This window comes from Acidovorax sp. Root70, from assembly GCF_001428225.1.
In the GTDB taxonomy this organism is placed as follows: Bacteria; Pseudomonadota; Gammaproteobacteria; order Burkholderiales; family Burkholderiaceae_C; genus Acidovorax.
In genome coordinates this window covers 85,177-108,873 of sequence record NZ_LMHQ01000003.1, presented here as the reverse complement: position 1 = coordinate 108,873, position 23,697 = coordinate 85,177, and the positions used below count along the sequence as shown (strand labels likewise).

23 protein-coding genes and 1 riboswitch are annotated in these 23,697 nt (G+C 66.7%); of the genes, 5 read left to right on the top strand and 18 right to left on the bottom strand.

Annotated elements, in window-relative coordinates; genetic code table 11:
* Window positions 1-1,065 (bottom strand): nicotinate-nucleotide--dimethylbenzimidazole phosphoribosyltransferase, encoded by a 1,065-nt coding sequence (gene cobT / locus ASD94_RS02895; protein ID WP_056638325.1) that lies wholly within the window; start codon window positions 1,063-1,065, stop codon window positions 1-3.
* Between cobT and ASD94_RS02890 the strand changes: the two genes are divergently transcribed.
* The gene (locus ASD94_RS02890; protein ID WP_056638323.1) at window positions 1,064-1,852 is read left to right on the top strand and encodes a class I SAM-dependent methyltransferase; all 789 of its coding nucleotides are present in this window, start codon (window positions 1,064-1,066) and stop codon (window positions 1,850-1,852) included. The two genes, cobT and ASD94_RS02890, sit on opposite strands and share 2 nt — an antisense overlap.
* A 28-nt stretch (window positions 1,853-1,880) precedes the next feature.
* On the opposite strand, the gene ASD94_RS02885 is transcribed toward ASD94_RS02890, so the two are convergent.
* The 12 genes from ASD94_RS02885 to ASD94_RS02830 are packed head-to-tail and all read right to left on the bottom strand — an operon-like array spanning window position 1,881 to window position 13,892.
* Complete coding sequence (locus tag ASD94_RS02885) at window positions 1,881-3,335, bottom strand: cobyric acid synthase (protein ID WP_056638320.1); 1,455 nt, start codon at window positions 3,333-3,335, stop codon at window positions 1,881-1,883.
* A 35-nt stretch (window positions 3,336-3,370) separates the two neighbouring features.
* Entirely contained in the window at window positions 3,371-3,763 is a 393-nt protein-coding gene (locus tag ASD94_RS02880; protein WP_056638317.1) for a DUF3037 domain-containing protein, read from the bottom strand.
* Window positions 3,750-4,544, bottom strand: coding sequence for a HipA family kinase (locus ASD94_RS02875; RefSeq protein WP_056638473.1), 795 nt, complete (start codon window positions 4,542-4,544; stop codon window positions 3,750-3,752). The genes ASD94_RS02880 and ASD94_RS02875 overlap by 14 nt, the downstream gene beginning before the upstream one ends.
* Window positions 4,541-5,614, bottom strand: coding sequence for an aminotransferase class I/II-fold pyridoxal phosphate-dependent enzyme (locus ASD94_RS02870; RefSeq protein WP_056638314.1), 1,074 nt, complete (start codon window positions 5,612-5,614; stop codon window positions 4,541-4,543). The genes ASD94_RS02875 and ASD94_RS02870 overlap by 4 nt, the downstream gene beginning before the upstream one ends.
* A complete protein-coding gene (gene cbiB, locus ASD94_RS02865) occupies window positions 5,611-6,588 on the bottom strand; it encodes an adenosylcobinamide-phosphate synthase CbiB (RefSeq protein WP_056638470.1) in 978 nt (325 codons plus the stop codon). The genes ASD94_RS02870 and cbiB overlap by 4 nt, the downstream gene beginning before the upstream one ends.
* A 39-nt stretch (window positions 6,589-6,627) precedes the next feature.
* Window positions 6,628-7,197: a cob(I)yrinic acid a,c-diamide adenosyltransferase gene (gene cobO, locus ASD94_RS02860; protein ID WP_056638310.1), complete on the bottom strand. Its 570-nt coding sequence runs from the start codon at window positions 7,195-7,197 to the stop codon at window positions 6,628-6,630.
* A 21-nt stretch (window positions 7,198-7,218) separates the two neighbouring features.
* The gene (locus tag ASD94_RS02855) at window positions 7,219-8,025 is read right to left on the bottom strand and encodes an ABC transporter ATP-binding protein (protein ID WP_056638307.1); all 807 of its coding nucleotides are present in this window, start codon (window positions 8,023-8,025) and stop codon (window positions 7,219-7,221) included.
* Window positions 8,026-9,108, bottom strand: a complete 1,083-nt coding sequence (locus ASD94_RS02850) for an iron ABC transporter permease (protein WP_082576728.1) — start codon at window positions 9,106-9,108, stop codon at window positions 8,026-8,028.
* Window positions 9,108-10,031, bottom strand: coding sequence for an ABC transporter substrate-binding protein (locus ASD94_RS02845; RefSeq protein ID WP_056638300.1), 924 nt, complete (start codon window positions 10,029-10,031; stop codon window positions 9,108-9,110). Before ASD94_RS02845 ends, ASD94_RS02850 begins: the two co-directional genes overlap by 1 nt.
* Window positions 10,031-10,633, bottom strand: a complete 603-nt coding sequence (locus tag ASD94_RS02840) for a bifunctional adenosylcobinamide kinase/adenosylcobinamide-phosphate guanylyltransferase (protein WP_056638295.1) — start codon at window positions 10,631-10,633, stop codon at window positions 10,031-10,033. Before ASD94_RS02840 ends, ASD94_RS02845 begins: the two co-directional genes overlap by 1 nt.
* Entirely contained in the window at window positions 10,630-12,012 is a 1,383-nt protein-coding gene (locus tag ASD94_RS02835) for a cobyrinate a,c-diamide synthase (RefSeq protein WP_056638467.1), read from the bottom strand. Before ASD94_RS02835 ends, ASD94_RS02840 begins: the two co-directional genes overlap by 4 nt.
* Window positions 12,009-13,892 (bottom strand): TonB-dependent receptor domain-containing protein, encoded by a 1,884-nt coding sequence (locus ASD94_RS02830; RefSeq protein WP_056638292.1) that lies wholly within the window; start codon window positions 13,890-13,892, stop codon window positions 12,009-12,011. The genes ASD94_RS02835 and ASD94_RS02830 overlap by 4 nt, the downstream gene beginning before the upstream one ends.
* Window positions 13,893-13,976: 84 nt before the next feature.
* Window positions 13,977-14,216: riboswitch (cobalamin riboswitch) on the bottom strand.
* Between the two features lie 163 nt (window positions 14,217-14,379).
* Here ASD94_RS02830 and ASD94_RS02825 point away from each other — a divergent pair.
* From ASD94_RS02825 to ASD94_RS02815, 3 genes are all read left to right on the top strand, one after another.
* Window positions 14,380-14,604, top strand: a complete 225-nt coding sequence (locus tag ASD94_RS02825) for a hypothetical protein (RefSeq protein ID WP_056638289.1) — start codon at window positions 14,380-14,382, stop codon at window positions 14,602-14,604.
* The gene (locus ASD94_RS02820) at window positions 14,601-14,975 is read left to right on the top strand and encodes a cell division protein ZapA (protein WP_056638286.1); all 375 of its coding nucleotides are present in this window, start codon (window positions 14,601-14,603) and stop codon (window positions 14,973-14,975) included. The genes ASD94_RS02825 and ASD94_RS02820 overlap by 4 nt, the downstream gene beginning before the upstream one ends.
* A gap of 405 nt (window positions 14,976-15,380) precedes the next feature.
* On the top strand, window positions 15,381-16,196 hold the full coding sequence (locus ASD94_RS02815) for a sulfite exporter TauE/SafE family protein (protein ID WP_056638283.1): 816 nt from the start codon (window positions 15,381-15,383) through the stop codon (window positions 16,194-16,196).
* A gap of 61 nt (window positions 16,197-16,257) precedes the next feature.
* On the opposite strand, the gene ASD94_RS02810 is transcribed toward ASD94_RS02815, so the two are convergent.
* The 4 genes from ASD94_RS02810 to hemN form a co-directional block, all read right to left on the bottom strand.
* Window positions 16,258-18,702, bottom strand: coding sequence for an EAL domain-containing protein (locus tag ASD94_RS02810; protein WP_056638280.1), 2,445 nt, complete (start codon window positions 18,700-18,702; stop codon window positions 16,258-16,260).
* Window positions 18,699-20,003 (bottom strand): HD-GYP domain-containing protein, encoded by a 1,305-nt coding sequence (locus ASD94_RS02805; RefSeq protein WP_056638276.1) that lies wholly within the window; start codon window positions 20,001-20,003, stop codon window positions 18,699-18,701. The genes ASD94_RS02810 and ASD94_RS02805 overlap by 4 nt, the downstream gene beginning before the upstream one ends.
* A 234-nt stretch (window positions 20,004-20,237) precedes the next feature.
* Window positions 20,238-20,975 carry a sulfite exporter TauE/SafE family protein gene (locus ASD94_RS02800; protein ID WP_056638272.1) on the bottom strand — a complete coding sequence of 246 codons (738 nt, stop codon included), beginning with the start codon at window positions 20,973-20,975 and terminating at the stop codon, window positions 20,238-20,240.
* 5 nt (window positions 20,976-20,980) lie between these two features.
* Entirely contained in the window at window positions 20,981-22,363 is a 1,383-nt protein-coding gene (gene hemN, locus ASD94_RS02795) for an oxygen-independent coproporphyrinogen III oxidase (RefSeq protein ID WP_056638269.1), read from the bottom strand.
* Window positions 22,364-22,552: 189 nt separating this feature from the next.
* Between hemN and fnr the strand changes: the two genes are divergently transcribed.
* The gene (gene fnr / locus ASD94_RS02790) at window positions 22,553-23,275 is read left to right on the top strand and encodes a fumarate/nitrate reduction transcriptional regulator Fnr (RefSeq protein WP_015014806.1); all 723 of its coding nucleotides are present in this window, start codon (window positions 22,553-22,555) and stop codon (window positions 23,273-23,275) included.
* A gap of 106 nt (window positions 23,276-23,381) precedes the next feature.
* Here fnr and ASD94_RS02785 read toward each other — a convergent pair whose 3' ends face one another.
* Window positions 23,382-23,675, bottom strand: a complete 294-nt coding sequence (locus ASD94_RS02785) for a hypothetical protein (RefSeq protein WP_056638267.1) — start codon at window positions 23,673-23,675, stop codon at window positions 23,382-23,384.
* Window positions 23,676-23,697: the final 22 nt, after the last annotated feature.

Below are 23,697 nucleotides of genomic sequence, written 5' to 3'. Positions count from 1 at the left end.
TCAGGCCGTCTGCGTGGCCACACCGGCCGATTCAAAACTCGCCATCTCGCGCAGCACGGCACAGGCCGACTGCAGCAACGGCCAGGCCAGCGCCGCACCCGACCCTTCGCCCAGGCGCAAGCCCAGGTCCAGCAGAGGCTCGGCCTGCATCTGCTCCAGCATCAGGGCGTGGCCCCGCTCGCCCGAACGGTGGGCGAACACGCAGCGCTGCAGCACCTGCGGCGCGATGCGGCTGGCCACCAGCACGGCCGCGCTGGTGATGAAGCCGTCCACCACAATCACGCGCCGCTCGGCCGCTGCCTGCAGCACCGCACCCACCAACGTAGCCACCTCGTAGCCGCCCAGGGCGGCCAGAGCATCCAGCGGGCTGGTGGCGCCGGCATTGGCGTCCAGCGCCTGCTGAAGCACCGCGCGCTTGCGTTCGATGCCCGCAGCATCCAGCCCTGTGCCCGCGCCCGTCACCTCGGCCAGCGGCAGCCCCGCCAGGCGCGCCAGCAGCAGCGATGCCACCGAGGTGTTGGCAATGCCCATCTCGCCCAGCAGCAAGGCGTTACCCGGCAGCTCACGCACGACCTCCACCCCGTTGGCCAGCGCCTGGGCGCATTGCTCGGCACTCATGGCCGGGCCGACGGAGGCATCCTTCGTGCCGGGTGCCACCTTGCGCAGCAACAAGCGGGGCTGGCCGGGACCCGCATCGCGCGCAGTAATGGGCTTGGCCACGCCACAGTCCACCACCGTGAGGCCCAGGCCGTGCTGGCGGGCCAGCACGCTCACGGCCGCGCCACCCGCCAGAAAGTTCTCCACCATCTGCCAGGTCACATCGCTCGGGAACGCCGAGACACCCCGCGCGGCCAGGCCATGGTCGCCCGCGCACACCAGCATCTGGGGGGCGTGCAACACAGGAGATTCGGTGCCCAGAATCACGCCCAGGCGCAGCGCCAGGCGCTCCAGCAGGCCCAGCGAGCCCAGGGGCTTGGTCTTGTGGTCAATGACGTGCTGCAGGCGGTTGGCCAACGCGGCATCATGCAGGTCAGCAACGGATGGAAGTACGAAAGATGAGGTCATGGTGATCGAGAACACAAAGAACGCCGTGCACAAAGCGGCACAGCAAGGTTTTGAAAAAGAAGCGCAGGCCTACGCGCGCGGCAGGCCGGACTACCCGGCGGCGCTGTCGGCCTGGCTGGCACAGGCCTTGGGCCTGGGCCCCGGCCGCGAGGTGGCCGACGTGGGTGCGGGCACCGGCAAGTTCACCGCCCTGCTCGCAACCACCGGGGCCACGGTGGTGGGCGTGGAGCCCGTGGACGCCATGCGCGCCAAGATCGATGCCTTGCAACTGCCTAAGGTGCGTGCCGTGGCGGGCACGGCGCAGGCCATTCCGCTGCCATCCGGCACACTCGATGCCGTGGTCTGTGCGCAGGCCTTTCACTGGTTTGCCACCCGCGACGCCCTGGACGAATTTCACCGCGTGCTGCGCCCGGGCGGCACGCTGGGCCTGGTGTGGAACGTACGCGATGAATCGGTGGACTGGGTGGCAGAGCTCACCACCATCATCACGCCCTACGAGGGCGATGCCCCGCGCTTCTACAAGGGCGACTGGCGCAAGCCCTTTCCGCACCCCGGCTTCAGCCCATTGGTCGAGACCCGGCTGACCCATGAGCATGTGGGGCCACCCCAACAGGTCATCGTGGACCGCTTCATGTCGATCAGCTTCATCGCGGCCCTCCCCGATGCCGAACGCACCGCAGTGCGCGCGCAGATCGAGGCCTTGATAGAGCGGCACCCCGCACTGCACGGACAAGACACCGTGCGCTTTCCGTACACCACCCTCGCCTGCCATTGCGAACGACTGTGAGGCGTTGAGACGCACGGTGGCCGGTTCCCTACCGCGCCACCAGCGCATCCAGCACGCCCGGTGTGAAGCTGCTGCCCAGAAAACCCGCCAGGCCGTCAAACACGCTGTCCAGCGTGGGCACCTGCGCACCAAACAGCGCGTGCAGCACCGCCGCGTCCTCGAACAGGCCGTGCAGGTACACGCCCAGCACATTGCCCGCCGGGTTCTGCCAGGCGATGCCGGGGATGACCTCGCGCGCCACATCGCCCTTGGCGGCCATGGCCGGGTGCTGGGCCGTCTGGCCATGGTGGATTTCGTAGCCGGTGGCGGGCACACCGGCCAACGCAGCCCAGGCGCCCTGCATGGCACTAAACTGCGCCTGTGTGCGTTGCACGGTTTTGGCGACCTCGAAGGTGGTGACCAGGGGCAGCAGGCCCAGGCCCGGCGCATTGCCGTCGATGCCTGCGGTGTCAATGAGTGCCTCGCCCAGCATCTGCAGGCCGCCACACACGCCCAGCACCGTGCCGCCCTGCCCCGCGTGATGGGCAATGGCCTGGTCCAGGCCCTGCGTGCGCAGCCAGGCCAGGTCGGCGGCGGTGGACTTGGAGCCGGGCAGCACCACCCAGTCGGTGGACTTGAGCCCCGCCAGATCGGCCGGGCTGCGGGCCCACAGCAGGCGCACGCCGGGCACGTTCTTGAGCGGCTGGAACTCGTCCAGGTTGCTGATGCGCGGGTAGGCCAACACGGCCACGGTGGTATGCACAGCGCCTGCGGACAAGGTGCGGTCGTCAAACACGCCGTCTTCTTCGGGCAGTCCGTGGCGCCACTGCATGGGGATGGTGGCCACGGTGGGCACGCCGGTCAGCTCTTGCAGCATCTGCGGCGCAGGCGCCAGCAGACTGGCATCGCCTCGAAACTTGTTGAGCACAAAGCCTTGGATAAGCGCGCGCTCATCCTCGGGCAGCAGTGCCCAGGTGCCATACAGGTGGGCAAACGCGCCGCCCCGGTCAATGTCCGTCACCAGCAGGCAGCGTGCATCGGCATGGCGCGCCACGCGCATGTTGACGATGTCGCTGGCGTGCAGGTTGATTTCGGCGGGCGAGCCTGCGCCCTCGATCACGACCACGTCGTTCTCGGCCCGCAGCGCATCGAGCGCTGCGGCGATCTGCGGCCACACCTTTTCGCTGCGGCCGCGCCAGGGCATGGCCGTGAGTTCGGCACTCACCTGCCCCATCAGCACGACCTGGCTGTGCGTGTCGGCCTCGGGCTTGAGCAGCAAAGGGTTCACGCGCACTTCAGGCTTGGCACGCGCAGCCAGCGCCTGGAAATACTGCGCGCTGCCGATTTCGCCCATCACGCCAGCCGGGCCCGGCACCACGCGTGCGTTGTTGCTCATGTTCTGCGCCTTGAACGGCGCAACCTTGAGGCCCTGGTTGCTGTAGTAGCGGCACAGCGCGGTGGTGAGCCAGCTTTTGCCGGCGCCGCTGGTGGTGCCCAGCACCATCACGCAGCGGGCCAGTGGGGAGGATGTGGTCGAAGTCACGGCAGTGGGCGGACCATGCGGTTCATGATGTGTTCGAGGGCTGCCGCTGCATCGGTACAGCGGCCGGTGTGCACGGGCGATGTCTGGATGATGGCGCTGCGCTTGGCGGTGAGCCAGTGAAAGCGCTGGCGGTACGGCAGGCGGGCAATCGGGCCACAGGCTTCGTCGCCCGCACAGATGGCCACGATGGCGGCCAGGTGGCGGTGCACGGTGTCGATGTCGGCGTGCGGGTCCATGGCCAGCAGGCGCGCTTCGTCGAGCGCGATGGCGGCTTGCAGAAAGCCGGTGCGCTGGCACGACAGGATCACGCCCGCGTTGATGAACTCCTCGCGCTCCACGCGCGGCACCACGCGCACGATGGCGTAGTCGTACACCTCAGGCGCGTGCATTGACGGCCTCCTTCAACGCATTCACCCAGGTGGCGCGCCCGGCCAGGCGGGCGCAGAAGTAGTCCACATAGGCCTGGCGGTGGGTGGCGGCGGCGGTCAGCAGACTTTCTTCGTGGTCGGCACCGGCCAGCAACAAGAACTCGTCGGGCACCTCGGCCAGGATGCTAACCACCACTTCGGGCGTGAGGCGTGCGGCCAGCTCCGCATCCACCTGCGCGAGCTGCGTGGCCCGGGCCAGCAGCACATGGTCGGCAATCGGTGCAAAGGGTTTCGCGGGCTGCGCCACCGTGCCGTTCCACGCATGGTGAAAGGTCAGCGCCGCGCCATGGTCGATGAGCCAGGGCTGGCGGTGCCACATGAGCAGATTGGTGTTGCGCGCGGTGCGGTCCACATTGCCCACCAGCGCGTCGAACCACACCAGGCGCGACGCGAAGTCATCCGACACCACATCCACCGCCGGGTCGAAATTGAGCGCGCCCGAGAGGTAGTCCAGCCCCACGTTCAGGCCACCGCTGGCGCGCACCAGGTCCTGGATCTCCGGGTCGGGCTCGGTCTGCGCCAGCGCGGGGTCGAGCTGGGCCAGCACGATCTCGGGCACGGGCAGGCCCAGCGCACGGGCGATGCCGCCCGCGATCATCTCGGCCAGCAGCGCACGCACGCCCTGCCCGGCGCCACGGAACTTGAGCACATAGGTACCCAGGTCGTCGCCTTCGACGATGGCAGGCATGGAGCCACCTTCACGCAGCGGCGTGACGTAGCGGTTGACGGTGATGGTTCTCACAAGGTCTCCCATGAACCGGTTGAAACGCAGCTCGGGATGGTACGACCCGGCAGAGCCTGCCATGCAGCCCGCAGCGCGTCTTGTGCGGCGGGCGCCAGCACCCCCAGGCGCACGGTGCCGGGCAGGCCGAACGAAGTGGTGTCGCGCAGCTTGATGCCACTGGCGCGCAGCGCCGCCAGGTTGCTTTGCAATGTGGTGGTGGCGGGCTGCGCGCAGAAATAGTTGGCTAGGCTGCCCGCATGCACGGCCCAGCCCAGGTCGGTGCACAAGTCCAGCTGGCGCGCCTTCCAGTCGCTCAGCGTGCGCAGGCTGTGCACCAGCCATTGCTGCACGGTGGCTTGCATCCACGCCTGCAGCAGGGCCACGCCATGAGCACCCACGGGCCAGGATGGCGCCAGGGCTGTGAGCGCACGCGCCTGCTCCTCGCAGTCCGGAGGCGCAATCGCATAGGCGGCGCGCACGCCGGTGAGCCCCAGGGCCTTGTTGGGGGTCCAGAGTTGCCAGCAGGCCGAGGGCGTGCGCCGCGAAGGCGCGCCCGTCCATGTGCCCTCAGGGTCCAGCCGCAGGGGGACATACGCGCAGTCGAGCACACGCCATACGGCATCCACATCCCCCTGCCGCCAGGCGTGCAGGCGGGGATCCTCCAGGCCCAGCGGGCTGGACGGCTCACACGCCCACTGCAAACCCACCGCACCATCACCCCGCAGCACTTCCAGCCCACGCACCTGCGCGGCCTGGGCGTAGTCGCCATAGCTGTGTGGCGGCACGGCCACCTGCACGGCGCCCTGCTGTGCGGCCAGCGCGGTGATGCGGTGGATGAACTCGCTGGCACTGGCCGCCAGCACGATGCGGCCGGGGTCTACGCCGTGGAAGGCGCCCAGGGCCTCGCGCAGCGCTGTGTAGGCCGGGTCGGGGTAACGCGTGGCGTCGGCCGCCTGCACGGCGTGCAGCGCCTCCGGGCATGGCCCACAGGCATTGCTGTTGGTCGAGAAATCCAACAGCGGGATGCCCGCCGCGTCTGGGCCACCATGCAATGGTGCGGACGTGGAGAAACAACTCGGGGAGGTCATGGGTGCGCCCAAGCGACTGCAACCAGGACCAGCAACTGCAGGCACGCCACCACGGGCACCATGGTCAGCACCACCTGCGTGCCCAGGCGCGCAGCGCGCCGCGTATCCAGCGGCCCCGCCCTGCGGCCCTTGCTGTGCAGCGTGTACACACCGGGCTTGGCCAGGCGCACATTCAACGCCAGCGCCATGGCCGCCATGGGCCAGCCGCTGTTGGGGGATGGCGTCTTGCGCGCCTGGCGGGCCAGGGCAGAAAACGGCAGGCCCTTGGCCACCACGGCCAACAACAGGGCCGTAATGCGGGCAGGCACCCAAGACAGCACATCGTCCGCCCGCGCCGCCCATTTGCCCGCCCATTGCCAGTAGCGCCCGCTGCGCATACCGGGGTAACCCCACATGGCATCGGCCGTATTGGCCAGGCGGTAGAGCGCAGCCCCCGGCAGGCCCAGCAGCGCAAACCAGAACAGCGGCGCCACCACGGAATCATTCAGGTTCTCGGCCAGTGACTCGATGGCCGACTCGCGCACCTGCACGGCGGTGAGTGCGCTCACGTCACGGCTCACCAGCCGGGCCAGCTGCGCGCGCCCGGCGGGCAGCGACTGGCCCAGCGCCACCTCCACCGCCAGCACCTCGTCGTGCAGCATGCGCCAGGCCAGCAAGGGCTTGAGCAAAAACGCCAGCATCATCACGGCCAGCCAGGCCATCAGCATCAAGGCCGCATGCTGCAGCCACCAGGAAACTATCAAAACAATAGCAGCCAGGGCAATCCACACTAGCGCCCCCAGCCAAAAACGCCGAAAGTCCCGTGCCACAGGCTGTAGCGGGGCCACCCACTCGCCCCCCCGGTGCAAGGCCGAGCCCATCCACACCACCGGATGCCAGCGCGCCGACGGCTCGCCCAGCCACCAGTCGATGGCCAGCGCCAGCAGCGGCACGCCCAGGCCCACCGCCGCAGCGGGCCAGGCCCAGGTAGGCATCAGCAGGAAAAGCCAGGGGGTGGACACGAGGGCCAGGCCCTAGTCTTCAATGCCGCGCTGCGCGGGAATGCCCGCCTTGAACGCGTGCTTGACCATCTGCATCTCGGTCACGGTGTCGGCCAGCTCGATGATCTCGGGCGGGCAGCGGCGGCCGGTGAGGCACACATGCACGTCCTTGGGCCGCTCGCGCAGGGTCTGCAGCACGCCATCGAGCGGCAGCCAGCCGTAGATCAGTGGGTAGGTGATCTCGTCCAGCACCACCAGAAAATGCTCGCCCGACAGGATGGCGGCGCGCGCCTTTTCCCAGCCGTCGCGTGCGAGTTTGGCAGAGTGCTCCAGGTCCTTGCTCTTCCAGCTGAAGCCGTCGCCCAGGCCCTCGATGGGCAGGCCGATCTGCTCGAACATGCGGTGCTCGCCAAAGCGCGCGGTGGGCACCTTCATGAACTGGAAAATCTTCACGGCCTTGCCCCGGCCATGGGCGCGCAGCGCCAAGCCAAAGGCGGCCGTGCTTTTGCCCTTGCCGTCGCCGGTGTTGACGATGATGAGCCCCCGGCGTTCGCCTTCGGCCTTCTCGTAGCGTTTTTCGGTGGGGGCGGCTTCGATCTGCATAGCTTGTCTTTCAATCAGAGGTCATTGCTCCGCCGGGGGGCGGCGGGGCAGCAAACGGGGCAAGGCCAGCCACTGGCCCTCCACCGGGTGGATGGCAATGCGGTCGTCAAACACCTGCTCCAGCGCGCGGTGGGTGTGGGTGTCTTGGGTGGAGCCATGGTGGCGCAGGCGGCCGGCTGCAACGATAGCCACATCATCCGCCTGCAGCGCAAACGAGACTTCGTGCAGCACGCTGACCACCGTCTTGCCTTGGGCCACCAGGTCGCGCACCAGCAGCAGCCAGTCGGACTGGTGGGGCGGGTCGAGGTTGGCCAGCGGCTCGTCCATCAACAGCACCTGCGCCTGCACGGCCAGCGCGCGGGCCAGCAGCACGCGCTGGCGCTCGCCGCCCGAGAGCTGCGAGAGCGCGCGGCGGCGCCAGTCCCAGGCCTGGGTGGCGCGCAGGGCCTGCTCCACGGCGGCGTGGTCGGCCTCGCTGGGGGGAGACAGCCAGGGCTGGTGCGGCAGGCGGCCCAGCATGGCCACGTCGTACACCAGCAGGTCGTCGGCGGCCACCTCGTTCTGGCCCAGCCACGACAGGGCCCGCGCCCGGTCGCTGCGGTGCCAGGCGGCCAGCGGCCGGCCCAGCAACTGCACGCTGCCAGTGCAAGGCAGCAGGCCCGCCAGTGCCCGCAGCAGCGTGGACTTGCCGGCGCCGTTGGGGCCGACGATGCTCGTCCACCGGCCCGCCGCCAGGTGCAGCGTGATGCCGTGCAATATGGGGTGTTTTCCGATGCTGGCGCTTATTAAATCTGCGCTGACAGCTATGTTTTCAGGAGCATTGCGCATTTACAGCACGCCTCCCGGTCCGGTGCGCCGGTGCATCAGCCACAGCAGGTAGCCGCCACCCAGCACGGCGGTGAGCACGCCCACAGGCAGCTCTTGCGGCGCGATCAGCCCGCGCGCCAGCAGGTCTGCGCCGGCCAGCAGCACACCACCCATCAGGCTGGCCAGCCCCATCAGACGGCCATGCGGCACCTTGACCGCGGCGCGCACCAGATGGGGCGCGGCCAGGCCCACAAAAGCGATCAGCCCCGTCTGCGCCACAGCCGTGCCGGTGGCAAGGGCCAGCACCGCCACCAGCGCGGCGCGCAGCGGCGCCAGCGGCAAGCCCAGGCTGTGGGCCGTGGACTCGCCCAGCGCCAGGCCATCCAGCACCCGCGACAGCGCCCAGGCGGCCACCACGCACAGCAGCCACACCCCGGCCATCAACAGGCACGAGGTCCAGCCCACAAAGCCGGTGGAGCCGAGCAGAAACGCCTGCATGGCCTGCAGGGAATCGGGCGACAGCAGCAGAATGAGCGAGGTGAACGCGCCCAGCACCACGCCCACGATGACCCCGGCCAGCAGCAGGCGCAATGTGTGCTGCACGCCGCGCGCCAGCGCGAGCGTGAGCAGCACCGCCAGCACGGCCCCGGCAAACGCCGCGCCGGTCAGGCCCAGGCGCACCAGCCAGTGGCCCGAGAACACCATGGCCACGGCCGCGCCCTTGGCGCTGCCCACCATGCCCGCAGCGCCGCCCATCATCGCCAGGGCCGTGGCCACGCCCAGAGAGGCGCCCGAGGCGCTGCCCAGCAGGTACGGGTCGGCCAGCGGGTTGCGAAACAGGCCTTGCGCCACGGCACCGGCCAGGCCCAGCAGCGCACCGGCGCACCACGCGCCCAGCGTGCGCGGCAGCCGGATCTCCCACACGATCTGCCAGGCCATGTCCCGTGCGGCATTCCCGGCGGGGTCGACGCTGCGATCCCACAGCGCGGGCCACAGGTTCTCCAGCCCCACGCTGCCCACGCCGGTGCCCAGCGGCACCAGCAGCGCACTGGCCAGCAGCAGCAGGCCCGCCAGCCAGCGACCGCGCTGCACCACCGATCCCATCATGGGCGCACCGCCGCAGGCGCCTTGGCACCGGGCGCGGCCTTGCTGGCGAGGCAGCGTGCCATGATGCGCGCGCCTTCCGCCATGCGCGGGCCGGGCCGCACCAGCACGTCAGCATCGTCGGGCGGGAACACGCACAGCCGCTGCTCGCGCAGGGCGCGCAGGCTGCTCCAGCCCGGCCGCTCGGTCAGGCCCTCCACGCTGCGCGCGCCCACCATGATCAGATCGGGGTCGGCACGCACCACAAACTCGGGGTTGAGCTTGGGAAACGGCCCGAGCGACGCGGGCAGGATGTTGCGCGCGCCCAGCCGGGTCAGTGTCTCGCCGATGAACGACGAGGCCCCTGCCCCGTACGGCCCCCGGTTCACCTCGAAGTACACGCGCACGCCCCGTGCCGCTGGCGGCACGGACTGCGCGGCGGCCTCGACCGCTGCGTCGATATGGCGCCACACGCGCTGGGCATCGGGCACGGCCAGCACCTGGCCCAGCTTGCCCATCACGCGCTGCACGTCGGCGTGGGTCTTGGGCTCCAGCGCCACCACAGCCAGGCCCAGCTGCTCCAGCCTGGCCGAGGCGCGGGACGATGTCGCCATCAGCACCACATCGGGCCGCAGGGCGACGATGGCCTCGATGTTGGGGTCCAGCCCACCGCCCACCTGCGGCAGGCGGGTGACGGACTCGGGCCAGTTGGAATAACGGTCCACTCCCACCAGGCGGTGGCATTGGTCCAGCGCACAAATCGTTTCGGTGAGCGAAGGCAGCAGGCTCACGATGCGCTGGGGCGGGCGCGGCAGCGTCACCGCGCGGCCCCGGTCGTCGGTAACCTGCACCGGCTGCGCCCGCGCCAGCCCGGCCATGAGCAGGCCCAGCACGATGAGGATGGCGATCACCCAGAGGATGCGGCGCACGGGGGTGGGTTTCATCAACGGGGTTCTTTCAAGGTAAGCGGCAGGCCTGCGGCCATGAGCGTAACGCGGGGGCAGACCTGCGCCACCTGCTGGTTGAGGGCGCCCAGCGCATCCACAAAGGCGCGCACCTCGCGCCCCATCGGGATGACCCCCAGGCCTATTTCGTTGCCCACCAGAACAACGGGCCCGGGGGATTGCCGAATCGCTTCTAAAAACATAGCAGCTTGGGCATGCCACTCTAGCGCTTGCGCCTGTTTTTGCTCTGAATTCATGGTTTCGAACCCCAGCGGCATGGTCCAGGAGGTGAGCCACAGCGTGAGGCAGTCCACCACCACCAGGGTCTGCGGCGTGCTGAGCCGCGTGAGAGCCGCCGCTACATCGCGCGGCTCTTCCACCGTCCGCAGGCCGGGCACGCGCTCGGCGCGGTCGCGCTGGTGGCGGGCGATGCGCTCGCGCATTTCGTCGTCCCAGGCTTGGCCCGTGGCGATCAGCACGGCGCGGCGGTCGGCAGACTGCGCCAGCCAGTCGCGTGCCAGCAGTTCGGCGCGGCGGGATTTGCCGCTCTTCTGGCCGCCCAGGATCAGCTCGGTGGTGATGGGGTGCGGGGCCAAAGTCATGCGTGGCCCTCGCCGCCCAGCAGGTGCGCCACCGCCTCGGGGCTGGACGGGAACCAGGCGTGGAAGTAGCTGGCGTGGAAGCTGCCCTGCTGGTACAGCGCCTCGCCCGCGTCGGGCGCCACGGCCTCGTGGGGGCGCGCCGTGCGGGCCACCACGGGGGCGCTGCTGTCGCTGGTCGAATAGTGAAAGGTGTGGCCGCGCAGCGTGTGCCCGGCCACCGTCAGGTGCTGTGGGCCCAGCGCTGCCAGGCGCTTGTGCATGGTCACGCGTCCGGGCAGCAGGCCCCACAGCGGGGCTGCGCTGCCGTCCGCGAGGGTGATGGATTCAAACAGCGCCATCATGCCGCCGCACTCGGCCCACAGCGGCTTGCCCGCCTCCGCATGGGCCCGCAGGCTGGCCTGCATGCCGGTGTTGGCCGCGATCTGCGCAGTGTGCAGCTCGGGGTAGCCGCCGGGCAGCCACACGGCATCGCACTCAGGCAATGCGGCATCGTGCAGCGGCGAGAAGAACACCACGCGCGCGCCCATCTGCTCCAGGCACTGCACATTGGCGGCGTAGATGAAGCAGAACGCCGCATCGCGCCCCACGGCCACTGTGCGGCCTGCGAGCAGCGCAGGCACTGCAATCTTCGACGCGGGCGCCGGAAAGTCCACGGTCCAGCCCTGCAGGTCATCCAGCGTCATCTGACCCAGCGGCGTGGCGGCCAACGCGTCGGCCGCTGCATCCAGCCGCTGCAGGCTGTCGTCCAGCTCGTGTGCGGCCACCAGACCCAGGTGGCGTTCGGGCAGCAGTGCCGCACCGGCCTTGGCGGCTGCTGGTGCGTTGCCGGGCTGCACCCGCATCAGCGCGCCCATCCAGTCATCGGCATCGTGCAGGCCGTCCCGCAGCATGTCGGCATGGCGCGCGCTGCCCACGCGGTTGGCCAACACACCGGCCCAGGGCAGGCCCGGCCGGTAGTGGCGCAGGCCATAGGCCAGCGCGCCAAAGGTGCCCGCCATCGCCGAGGCATCGACCACCGCCAGCACCGGCACGCCAAAGTGCCGCGCCAGGTCGGCCGCGCTGGGGCTGCCGTCAAACAGGCCCATCACGCCCTCGATGAGGATCAGGTCCGAATCACGCGCAGCATCGTGCAGGCGCTGCGCGCAGTCGGCCTCGCCGTTCATCCACAGGTCGAGCTGGTGCACGGGTGCGCCGCTGGCCAGCTGATGCCAGTGCGGGTCCAGAAAGTCCGGCCCGCACTTGAACACCCGCACACGCCGCCCCTGACGCGCATGCAGGCGTGCCAGGGCGGCAGTGACGGTGGTCTTGCCCTGCCCGGAGGCCGGGGCCGCAATCAGCAGCGCCGGGCAGCGGGCAGCAGTGGCCGTCGCCAGGGTCACTGCGGTGCCCACTTCACACCCACGTAGACCGTGCGGCCTGCGGTGGCGTAGGTGCGGGCCAACTGGTAGTCCTTGTCGGCCAGGTTGTCGATGCGGGCCAGCAGCGTGTAGTCGCGCGCAAGGCGCGTGCTGGCGTACAGGTTGACCAAGGTGTAGCCGCCCAGCACGGTGGTATTGGCCGCAGTGTCGAAGCGGCGGCCCGAGGCCTGCACCTCGGCGCCCACGGTCCAGCCTGCCAAGCGCGTGTCGGCGCCAAAGGTGGCGTGCTGCTTGGCGCGGCGCGCCAGCTGCTTGCCGGTGTCCAGGTCGCGCGGGCGCTGCAGGTCGATGGAGCCATGCAACTGCACGTCGCCCACGCGGTGCGAACCGGCGAACGTCACGCCCTTGTATTCAGCCCGGGCGGTGTTGGCATAGCAACCAAAGCTGGAGGCACAAGTGCCCGCGCCGCCAAAGGAGATCAGGTTACTCACACGGTTGCGAAACAGCGTGGCCGAGAAGGTGCTGTTGCCCTGTGCGTAGCGCAGTGCCACTTCGGCGTTGCGGCTGCTTTCGGGACGCAGCGTGGCCACGCCGTATTCGCTGAAGCGGTGGTACAGCGTGGGCGCTCGGAAGGCCGTGCCCACCGAGGCCGTGGCACGCCACTGCGGGGTGATCGCATAGCCATAGGCCACGCTGCCGGTGCCCTTGCCCCCGAACTCGCTGTCGGAATCGTGGCGCAGGTTGAGCTGCACGGTGTGGCCTGCGGCGTTGTAACCGTAGCCCAGCGCCAGCGCGTCTTGCGAGCGCTTGGCGTCGATGGGCTGGTTCTCCAGGCGGTCTTCGCGGCGCTCCAGCGCGGCCGTGACCAGGTGCGCGCCCTGGCGCCATTCGTTCTGGAACAAGTAGCCGCGCAGACGCGTTTCGCTCAGGTAGGGCGAGGGGCGGGTTTCGTATTCGTCGCGCGAGTCGGTGATGGAAAAGCGCGTTTTGTAGGCACTGTTCCACTGGGCTGTCCAGTTGAGGCCCAGCGCGTGCAGGGTGTGCAGGTTCCGGTCGTCCTTGCCCAGGCCGCTGTCGTAGCCGCTGTTGGTGTCGTTGACCATCAGCGTGCCCTCGAGGCGGTGCACGGCGTTCACCTGCAGGCCTACCCGCGCGTGCCCCGCCGTGTTGCGGTAACCATCACGGTCGGGGTTCTGCCCGGCGATGGGGCGGGCGTTGAAGCCCTGGCTGTTCTCTCGGGCCAGGCCCAATGCGTAGTCCACAGTACCGCTGGCACCGCTGATCCCGGCTTCCACCTTGGTGGTGTTGTGGCTGCCCACGCCCACACCCACGTAGGGTGCCGTGCCGTTTTCACCGCGCTTGGTGAAGATCTGCACCACGCCACCGAGGGCATCCGAGCCGTACACGGCACCCGCCGGGCCGCGCAGGACTTCAATGCGGTCGATAAGGCCGAGCGGAATGCTCTCCCAGGGTGCGCCGCCCGTGGACTGCGAATCGATGCGCACCCCGTCGATGTACACCGCTGTGAAGCGGGACTCGGCGCCACGCAGGAACACACCGGTCGTTGTGCCGGGGCCGCCATTGCGCGAAAACTCGACGCCGGGCAGGCGGGCCAGCAGGTCGGCCAGGCCGGTGGCGCCACTGCTTTCGATGGTTTCGCGGTCCACGATGGAGATGTCGGCCACCAGATCGGCCAGCGGCTGCGGCGTGCGCGTGGCGGCCACCACGGTTTCAGACAACGACGGGGCGCGCAGGTTTTGCGCCACCAACTCACCGGAGGCCGGAGCGCTCTGGGCCAAAGCGCTGCAGGCGCTGCCCGCAACCAGGGACAGCATTGCCAAGCGGGGTACGGACAGGCGCAACGACGCCACAGGGCGCGCACGAAGGGTACGGATTTTCATGGGGATCAACGTCAACAAACAACCCGGGCCGGCCTCCCGCCAGCATGTGGGTGATACAGCTGCGCAGCGCCGGACCAAGCGGGCGCACGCAGCCACCGTGTTGGCCGGTATCCGGGCTGGCGGAACACCCCCCCAATACCTTCCCATGCGCTTGTTCAAGGCGCTCAGTGGCTTATGGATGGAGAGAGAATCAGACGATTCGTCCGCTGACCGTTGCGGGGGCAGCGCAGGCTGGGCAAGTACCGGTGGTACGGAGCCTTCCTGCTTCCCGTTGAACTGCGGCATGTGAACCACGCCGCGAGCACCAACAGCGGGATTTTACGACCGTTTACAAGCGTCTTTTTTGCGGCAGAACAGGCAAGCAACTCGGCAGCGCACCCGCGCGGCCGGTGATGCACTTTGATCTGTTTTGTGTTGCGTTATGCACACCACCGCAAACTGGGGCCAGGGGCCGCTCGGTGTCACACCGCCTACAATCCGAGGCTGTATGGCAATACCGTCCCCCACCGACCAGATCGCCGAACGCGTAGAGCGCCTGCTGCTGCGACACGCGGAGTTGCAGCGCACCAATGCCCTGCTGACTGACCAGGTAGCGGCACTGACCCAAGAGCGCGATTCGCTCAAATCCCGCTTGAGCGCAGCACGCGCCCGGGTGGATGCCCTGCTCGAACGCCTGCCCGCCGCCGCGCCGCTCACGAAAGAAGCCGAATGAAGCAAATCGAGGTGCAGATCCTGCAGCAAAGCTATCTGCTGACCTGCCCCGAGGGGCACGAAAGCCGCCTGCTGGATGCCGTTGAGCGCGTAGACACTGCCATGACGCGCATCCGCGATGCGGGCAAGGTTCGCGCACGGGAACGCATCGCCGTGCTGGCGGCCCTGAACCTGGCTTTCGAGATCGCCGATCGCGAAGCGGCAGACCTTGCGGCCGCAGCCCTTCCGGTTGCAAGCCCCTCCCCCAGTGCCAGCCCCAACACAACCGCAGGGCACCAGGAAAGCCTTCTGCCCGACAGCGACCAACAGCGCCTGCAAAGCCTGGTGCATCGCCTGGACGATGCGCTGGGCGACGACGGGCGCCTGCTCTAGGTCTCGCCTTTTCGGCGCCTCCCTCTCACCGGGGGATGCTCAGCAATCCCGCTGGTCACAGTCGCTTGCGGGCTTTACATGGCCCCATGCCCACCGAGCACGCAGGCAGCCCCTACAATCAACAGGTCTGCGAAGCTGTCGGGCTTTATATTTCCTTGAACCAATGCTCATTGAGCTCGGGCTTGGTACATCGTCCGGTGAGCGTGATCATCTCGCGTCAGATGAACCCAACGCCAGGCTGCCCTCGCCCACCTGAACCCCCGGTTCAGGATGAGGGTCCGGTGGCATTCGCAGACACCCTCTTTCTCGTGCCCCTGTCACCGCAACCACCCGCTGCTGCGCCTGTGACTGGGCATTTCCTCGCGGCCCTCCGCGTGCTCCGTCCCTCTTGACTGACATCCCACCATGCTGGACCCCCTGCTGATTGTTGAACTCGGTGTGCTCGGCCTGGCCACAGGTTTTCTCGCCGGGCTGCTGGGGATTGGGGGCGGCATGCTGCTGGTGCCGTTTCTGACCTATATCCTGGGCGCGCGGCAAGTAGCGCCCGACCTGGCCGTGAAGATGGCGATTGCCACGTCAATGGCCACCATCATGTTCACTTCCATCTCCAGCGTGCGGGCTCACCACCGGCGGGGTGCAGTGCGATGGGACATCGTCAAGCGCCTGGCGCCTGGCATTGTGCTGGGCGGCTTCATCGCCAGCCTGGGCGTGTTTGCGCTGCTCAAGGGCTCGTTCCTCGCTATCTTCTTCGCGCTGTTCGTGAGCTTCTCGGCCACGCAGATGTTTCTGGACAAAAAGCCTGCACCCACCCGCCAGATGCCGAGTGGCGCAGGCCAGGTGGCAGCCGGCGGTGTGATCGGCTTCCTGTCGGGCCTGGTTGGCGCGGGCGGCGGCTTTGTGAGCGTGCCCTTCATGACCTGGTGCAATGTACCCATCCACAATGCCGTCGCCACCAGCGCAGCGTTGGGATTTCCGATCGCGCTGGCGAATGTGATTGGCTACGCCATTGGCGGCCAGAACGTGAGCGGCCTGCCGTCTGCGTCCCTGGGCTACATCTGGCTACCAGCATTGGGGGTGATTGCCAGTTGCAGCGTACTGACGGCCCCACTGGGAGCCAAAGCGGCGCACAACCTTCCCGTCAAGCAACTCAAGCGCGTGTTTGCATCGCTGCTGTTTGGCCTGGCAGCCTACATGCTGTGGAAAGGCGTATCGGCCGCCTGAGGCTGACGCAGAGGCATACTCCCGGCAGTCCGCCTCGTCGCAATATCTGAGCGCTGGCGCTTCAGGTGTTCAGAGGTCGGTGACGACCCTGGGCCTTGAGCGGCAGGGGCTTGCTCAACATCGCGCGGAACTGGTCTGCCGGCAACCCGGGCGCGCACAGAAAGCCCTGGTAGTGCTCGCACTGCATTTGTTGCAGCACGGCCTGCTGGGTTTCAGTTTCCACCCCCTCGGCCACCACTTCGATGTGCATGGCGCGGCCCATGCTGATGATGGCGCTGACGATGGCCCGGTCGCCGTCATCGTCGGGCAAACCACGCACAAAAGACTGGTCGATCTTGAGCTTGTGAATGGGGAGCTTCTTGAGATAGGCCAGGCTCGAATAGCCCGTGCCGAAATCATCGATGGCCAGCCCAATGCCCAGGTCAGCCAACACGCGCAGACGCTGCTCCATCTCCTGCGCGTCCTGCAGCAGGATGGTTTCCGTCAGCTCCAGCTCCAGCAAGGTGGGCGGCAACTGGTGCACCGCCAGCAGCCTGGTAATGCGGTCCACAAAGTCGGGCTGGCGAAACTCCAGCGCCGACACGTTCACCGAAATCATGATGGGCGTGCCGCCGTGCATCCAGAGTGCGGCCTCTCGCACCGCCTGCTCCATCACCCAGGCGCCCAGGGTCACGATGTAGCCTGACTCTTCGGCCAACGGGATGAACACGGCGGGCGACACTGCTCCGAACTCGGCGTCCGTCCACCGCAGCAGTGCCTCCGCCCCAGTAATGCGCCCGGTCGCCATGTTGACCTGGGGCTGGTAGTGCACGGCCATGCGCTGCAGGCCCAGCGCCTGGCGCATCGCATGCTCCATCTGCATGCGCGCCAGCAGGTTGGCGTTCATCTGGGGCTGGTAGAAGCCATAGCTGCCACGCCCCCGCTCCTTCACACGATACATCGCAGTGTCGGACTGCTTGATGAGGTCGTCGAGGGTGGTGCCATCTTGCGGATACAGCGCGATGCCAATGCTGCACTGGATCGAAAAACCCATGCTGTCGAGCATGAAGGGCTTGAGCATGTCGTCCAGGATCCGGCGTGCCACGCTCTCGGCCACGGATGCGTCTCCACCGTGCAGATAGATGACAAATTCATCACCCCCCAGGCGGCACAGCATGTCGGTCTGCCGCAAGCAGGTCTGCAGACGCTCGGCCACGAGCTGCAGGACCCGGTCACCGAACGGATGCCCCAGGGAATCGTTGATGATCTTGAAGCGATCCATGTCGAGGAACAGGATGGCAAAGCCCGTGTCGCTCTGGCGCGCCCCCTGGATGGCCGTATCCACGCGTTGCGACAGCAGCAAGCGGTTGGGAAGACCGGTGAGCACATCGCTGTAGGCCAGCTCTTCAATGCGTTTTTGCGCAGCATGCTGCAGCGTGAGATCGCGCATGAAGCCAATGCTCTGCACCAGCCGCCCTTCGTCGTCGCGCAGGGCGACCCAGGACAACTGGACCGCGCAGTACGCGCCGTTGTCACGGGGCAACCACAGCTCGCCCTCCCAGAAACCATCCTGGCCCCAACCTTGCAGTACCTGCTCCATGAACGAGGCATCCGAGCCGCCGCCAAACAGCGAGGCCGCCACACAGCCTTCAAAATCCTTGGCGGTAGGCCCCACCAGGCGCTCGCACCCGGGGTTCATGCGCATGATGTGGTGTTGACTGTCTGCGATGAAGATCGCATCCAGGCTGGACTCGAACACACGCGCCGCCAGTCGCAGGCTGGCCTGGATCTCCGTCTGGCGGGTAATGTCCCGGAACGAATACACCCGCCCCACCGCACGGCCCTGGCTGAACTGCGGCACCGTGCGCATCTCCAGCACCACGCCATTGCGCAGTGCGACGATGTCAGTGCTCTCTTGCATGGGCTCTCGGTCGATAGCGGCCAAGCGCTCCGCATACAAGCGGGCGTCAGCCACCTGGCCCGCCATGAAGGCGTACACCGCAGCATCGTCACGCTCGAGCAGCAGTTGGCGCGGCAGGCTCCACAGTTGTGCCAGACGCTGGTTGAAGGCGCGCACCTCGCGGTCGAGCCCACACACCAGCATGCCGTCAGCGGCGGAATCGAGGGTAGCGCGCAGCTCCGAAAGCAGCGTCTCCAACTCACGCTCCGTGGTCTCCTGGCGGCTGCGGTCCAGCATGGTCAGCAGCAGCGCGCTTCTGCCCTCGCTCCCCCACGGCACGCGCCTGACACAGCGCTGCACCGGCACCAAGGTGCCGTCGGCACGCAGCAAGCTGGTGTGGGCAGTAATGCCCTGGGCAATCACGTCGGCAGGCTCGGACCAAAAAGCCAGCTCTTGGGGCGTGCTGGCCAGATCAAGCACAGACCGTCCCTGCATGGCGGCTACGGAGAGGCCTGTCAGGCGCTCCGCGCCCGCATTGGCCTGCAGAATGTGCAGGCTCTCCTCGTCCAGCAGCCAGACAGCCTCTTGGAGGCCATCGAGCCAACCATGCGCTTGCAAATCGCTCACGCCGCAGCCTCGTCAGAGCCCGGACTGACCGCTCGCTCAAAGAAGTAACAGATCCGCTGCCGGGGAGATAGGTAGTCGAGCGCGTCGCGCGGCAGCTGCGCAGGCTTCAGGCTGCGCCGTATGCCCAGTTCAGGTACGGTTTCCAGGTCCAGTATCGGCGCCTCATCCTTGGGAATCCGGGGATCGTGCACGATGACCTTGGGCCGCAGCGGTCGCGACGAGTTGACCGACGCCACGATGGCATAACGATCATTGACCAACTGCACGATGGAGCCGGGCGGGTAGACACCCATCATGCGAATGAAAGCCCCCAGAACCACCGAATCGAACCGCGCCTTGAGCTGGGCAAAGATCACGGAGAGCGCCTCATGCGGCGTGAGCGCCGTCACGCCCATGGCGGGGTTGCACATCCGGTCGTATTGGTTAACCAAGGCCAGAACCTGGCTCGTGCGCCCCAGATCAGGCCCCTTCAGGCGCAGGGGAAACCCGCTGCCGTCACACATCTCATGGTGCCGGGCAACCGCAGTCAACACCGCTTCGGTAAACCCCATGCGTTTGGCCAAGGCTACGGACTCCGCCACATGGGTCTCATAGCGTGTGCGCTCCATCGGGATCATGGAAGGAGTAGGCTGTCGCAGGTTGGGCGGCAGCTTGAGCTTGCCGATGTCGTGGATCAAGGCAGCGACACCCAGATCGTGCAGCTCCTCGCTTTTCATGCCCAGAGAGCGTCCTAGCAACAGCGAGATCACCATCACGTTGATCGGGTGCAAACCGTTGCGTTCGCCCACACCTTCGGACAGCAGCCGGATGACGGAGTCACCGTTCTCCAGCAGTTCCGTGACACAGCCCGAAACCAGTGCCTCACCCTTGGCCCTGGCCTGGTCCGGGTGCTCGGACACCGTACGCTCCATGGACTGGTACTGCCGTGTGGCCTCTGAAAAACGCTGGTTGCAGGCAGCCAGCGCCCGGTTTTGTGCCTCCAGCAGGTCCCGGCGCCGCTGCGCTTCGGGGTCCACGGCGCCGGCCGTACCAGCGCCAGGTGAATCCAGACCATTGGGAGGAGATTCCGTCATCTCTGGCACGCTCCACGCGGCTGGCACCAGCTCCTGCAGCTCAGGATCGCTCTTTTTGGGCACATAACGCACCTCTGTCAGCCCCAGTTGCCGCAGGGTGGATATCTGCTCCATCGTCGCCACCCGGAAACTGCTGGTCGGGAACGGATGGTGCATCCAACCCACATCGAGCTGGATGTACATGCCGACACGCAGTTGGCTGATGTCGATGAGGATGGATGAGTTCACTTCAGGCGCACGCGATACAAGGTGACATCAATGCCACCAATAGTTACGCAGATTATCACCAGTTCCAGCTGCGCGACGAAGAACCGGCTGGCACCGCAGCGATAAGGCAACACTTTGCGAACACCGGCCCCTCAAAGGCAACTGCAGTCTCCCGTCGGAGGGGCCGCCCGGTCTTGAACTGCCGCGTTGATCACTCCTGCCGACGCAGCCAATGACCGCTGCGTTACGCCGCAGTCAACGGCACCAGAGCGATGGCTTGTAAATGAGATCCATCCACAGCGCCCAGGCGGCCACTGCGCACAGCATGCCACCTGCAGCTCGCGTCCCCCAATCGGACCGCACCAGGTTCAAACGGCTGCGAAGCCTGCTCCATGCCCAGGGACCACTCACCAGCCATACCCCGCTGCCCACGGCAAACAACGCCATGGTCAGCGCGCCCTCCAAGGCTCCACCGCTGAGCGCCGCCACCAACAAGGCCGAATACAGCAGTCCGCAAGGCATCAGGGCCCACAAAGCACCGGCCGCCAGCACCCCGCCTGGAGCACCCACCAGCGGACGAACACGGCCCCACACCAACCGGCCGGCCTGCTCCACCCAGGCAGGCTGACGCGACTGCACCATCATCATGAGACCCCAGGCCATCACCGCCACATGCATGAGCGTCCAGGCAGGACGCAGGGCCGTGGTCTGCTGGGTCAGCCATGCCAGGCTGCCCATAGCCAAGGCAGCCGCTGCCCCCGCACCCGCATACCCCAGAATGCGCCCCGCATGAAAAGCCACGGTGCGATGCACCACGCCGCCACGCGGCGCCCAGCGCACCACCTGTTCAGCTCCCTCCGGTGACTGCCCCGCACCTGCAATCGCCCCACCCTGCCCCACCAACGCCCCACAGGGTGCGGAGCACATGGCCAAGCAGTGGGACCCTCCAGCGAGTCCCATGAACAATGCAGTCCAGCCAACCGTTGCAAGCATAGGTGTCAGATGATGCGCGAAAACCGAGCCCGGTTGCGGTCTGCCTGTAGATAGCGATCAAACACCATGGCTATGCCGCGCACGAAGAACCAGCCGGTAGCGGTCACTTCAATACCCTCTGGCCCCACCCGCACCAGCCCTTGCTCCTGCATGCCCTCCAGCTGAGCCAACTCCGCTGCGAAGTACTGACGAAAATCGATCAGCCACGCTTGCTCCATCGGCTCGAACAGCAACTCGCCCTGGCACATCAAGGCCATGATGGCTGCACGACGCACCAAGTCGTCCCGCGTCAGGGCCAGCCCGCGAACCACGGGCAAGCGCCCTTGGTCCAGGAAGTCGTAGTACTCGTCCAGTGTCTTCGAGTTCTGGCTGTAGGTGGCACCGACCCGGCCGATGGCCGATACACCGAGGCCAATCAGGTCGCAGTCTGGCTGCGTGCTATAGCCCTGGAAGTTACGGTGCAGACGCCCCTGGCGCTTGGCCACGGCCAGCGCGTCCGTAGGGAGAGCAAAGTGGTCCATGCCCACATACACATACCCAGCGTCCATGAACGCATCCAGCGAACGTGACAGCATGGCCAGCTTGCTCCCGCCAGTGGGAAGCTCGGCGGAGACAATGCGCCGCTGTGGCTTGAAGCGCTCCGGCAAGTGGGCATAGGCATACAAGGCAATGCGGTCAGGCCGCAACTGCGCAACCTGTGCCAGCGTGCGGTCAAAAGACTCGGGTGTCTGGCGCGGCAAGCCGTAGATCAGGTCGACGTTCACCGAATCAAAACCCAGCGAACGAGCGGAGTCCACCAGCGCAAAGACCTGTTCGGCCGGCTGGATGCGATGAACGGCCTTTTGCACTTCGGCGTCAAAGTCCTGCACACCAAAACTCAAGCGATTGAACCCCAGTTCGGCCAGCAGCGCCAATCGATCCGCGTTGACAGTACGCGGATCCACTTCGATCGAGTATTCCCCTCCCGGCGCAAGCGTGAAACTGCGTTTGAGCATGGCCATCAGCTCTCGCAAGCCAGCGTCCGAGAGAAAGGTGGGCGTTCCGCCGCCAAAGTGCAACTGACTGACCACCTGCCCCACCCCGCAGTGGGCCGTGTGCAGGTCAATCTCACGGCTCAGATAGCGCAAGTAGACGTCAGCACGGTCATGGTGCTTGGTAATGATCTTGTTACAAGCGCAGTAGTAACACAGCGATTCGCAAAACGGAATGTGCACGTACAAAGACAGCGGCATGGCCTTGGCCACCGTGCCTGAACGGCGTTGCTCCAGCGCCAGCACATAGTCTTCCTCACCGAACGCCTCCACAAAACGGTCGGCCGTTGGATACGATGTATAACGGGGCCCTGGCACGTCAAAACGGCGCAGAAGATCTTGCGAAACAGCAGTCATGGGAGAATTTCCTTGCGTACACCTTGACTGTGCCGTAGGCTCCAGGACACGTCCTTGACCTGCATCAAGTGAACCCATCGGCCATACGGCGACAATTTGATGAAGGTCAGCCGCTGGCCCGCGCCATGCTCAAATGTCCATGCGCGGCAAGCGCGATATGCCCGGCCACCAACCCAAGTCCAAGTGCTTATGAATCCGCTCACCATCAAAGTCGCCTGCTCCAACTGCAACCTTCGGGAGTTGTGCATGCCTGTGGGCCTGAATGAAGAACAGCTGCAGCGTATCGACGAGGTCGTTGCTGTGCGTCGCAAGGTCAAGCGTGGCGGCACCTTGTTCCGCAATGGCGAATCCTTCACATCCCTTTATGCGATCCGCACAGGATTCTTCAAGACCTGCGTGGCCACCGAAGATGGTCGCGACCAAGTCACGGGGTTTCAGATGGCGGGCGAGATCATCGGGCTGGACGGCATCGTCAATGACCACCACACCTGCGATGCGGTGGCACTGGAAGACGCCGAGGTCTGTGTCATGCCTTTCGACCGTATCGAAGAGCTGTCACGTGAAGTCACGGCCCTGCAGCACCATGTGCACAAGATCATGAGCCGCGAGATTGTGCGCGAGCATGGCGTGATGCTGCTGCTCGGCAGCATGCGCGCAGAAGAGCGTCTGGCAGCCTTCTTGCTGAACCTCGTACAGCGCCTGCATGCGCGGGGCTTCTCGCAGTCCGAGCTGGTGCTGCGCATGACGCGAGAAGAGATTGGCAGCTACCTAGGCCTCAAGCTCGAAACGGTCAGCCGCACGTTCTCCAAGTTTGTGGAGGAAGGTATCGTGGAGGTCAAGCAGCGCCATGTCCGCATCCTCGACACCGATGCCCTGCGGCGCATTGTGAATAGCCAGCAAACCTGCCACTGAGCAACGGCGGCACTCGCCCAGAGCCGGGCACTACACCAGGTTCGTGCAGTGCTGGCTCATTGCCGCCGGGCACGCAACGCGAGCCCAGACAGGCAACCGACAAAGTTCAGGAGCAAGAAGATGTCTTGCGGCAATCGTCGGGCCGCTCCGCATTGGGCACCGGACACCGGTTGACCTCAAAGGGTGACATGGACAGCAGTGTCGTCAGTGCGCTGGTGGCCATGGTGATGGCCCAGAACGCAAAAAAAGCAAGGGTGTAGACACCCTCCCTCGAAAACGCCAGAGGCTGCCCGAACCAGTGCAGGTCCTGGGGGTCCACCATGGCAAAAACAAGCATCTCCAGCACGCCCGCCATCAAGAAGGCGGGCCAGGCAATCCACATCAGGCGTTGCGTCCACATATCGATTTTGTCTCCTGGTGCT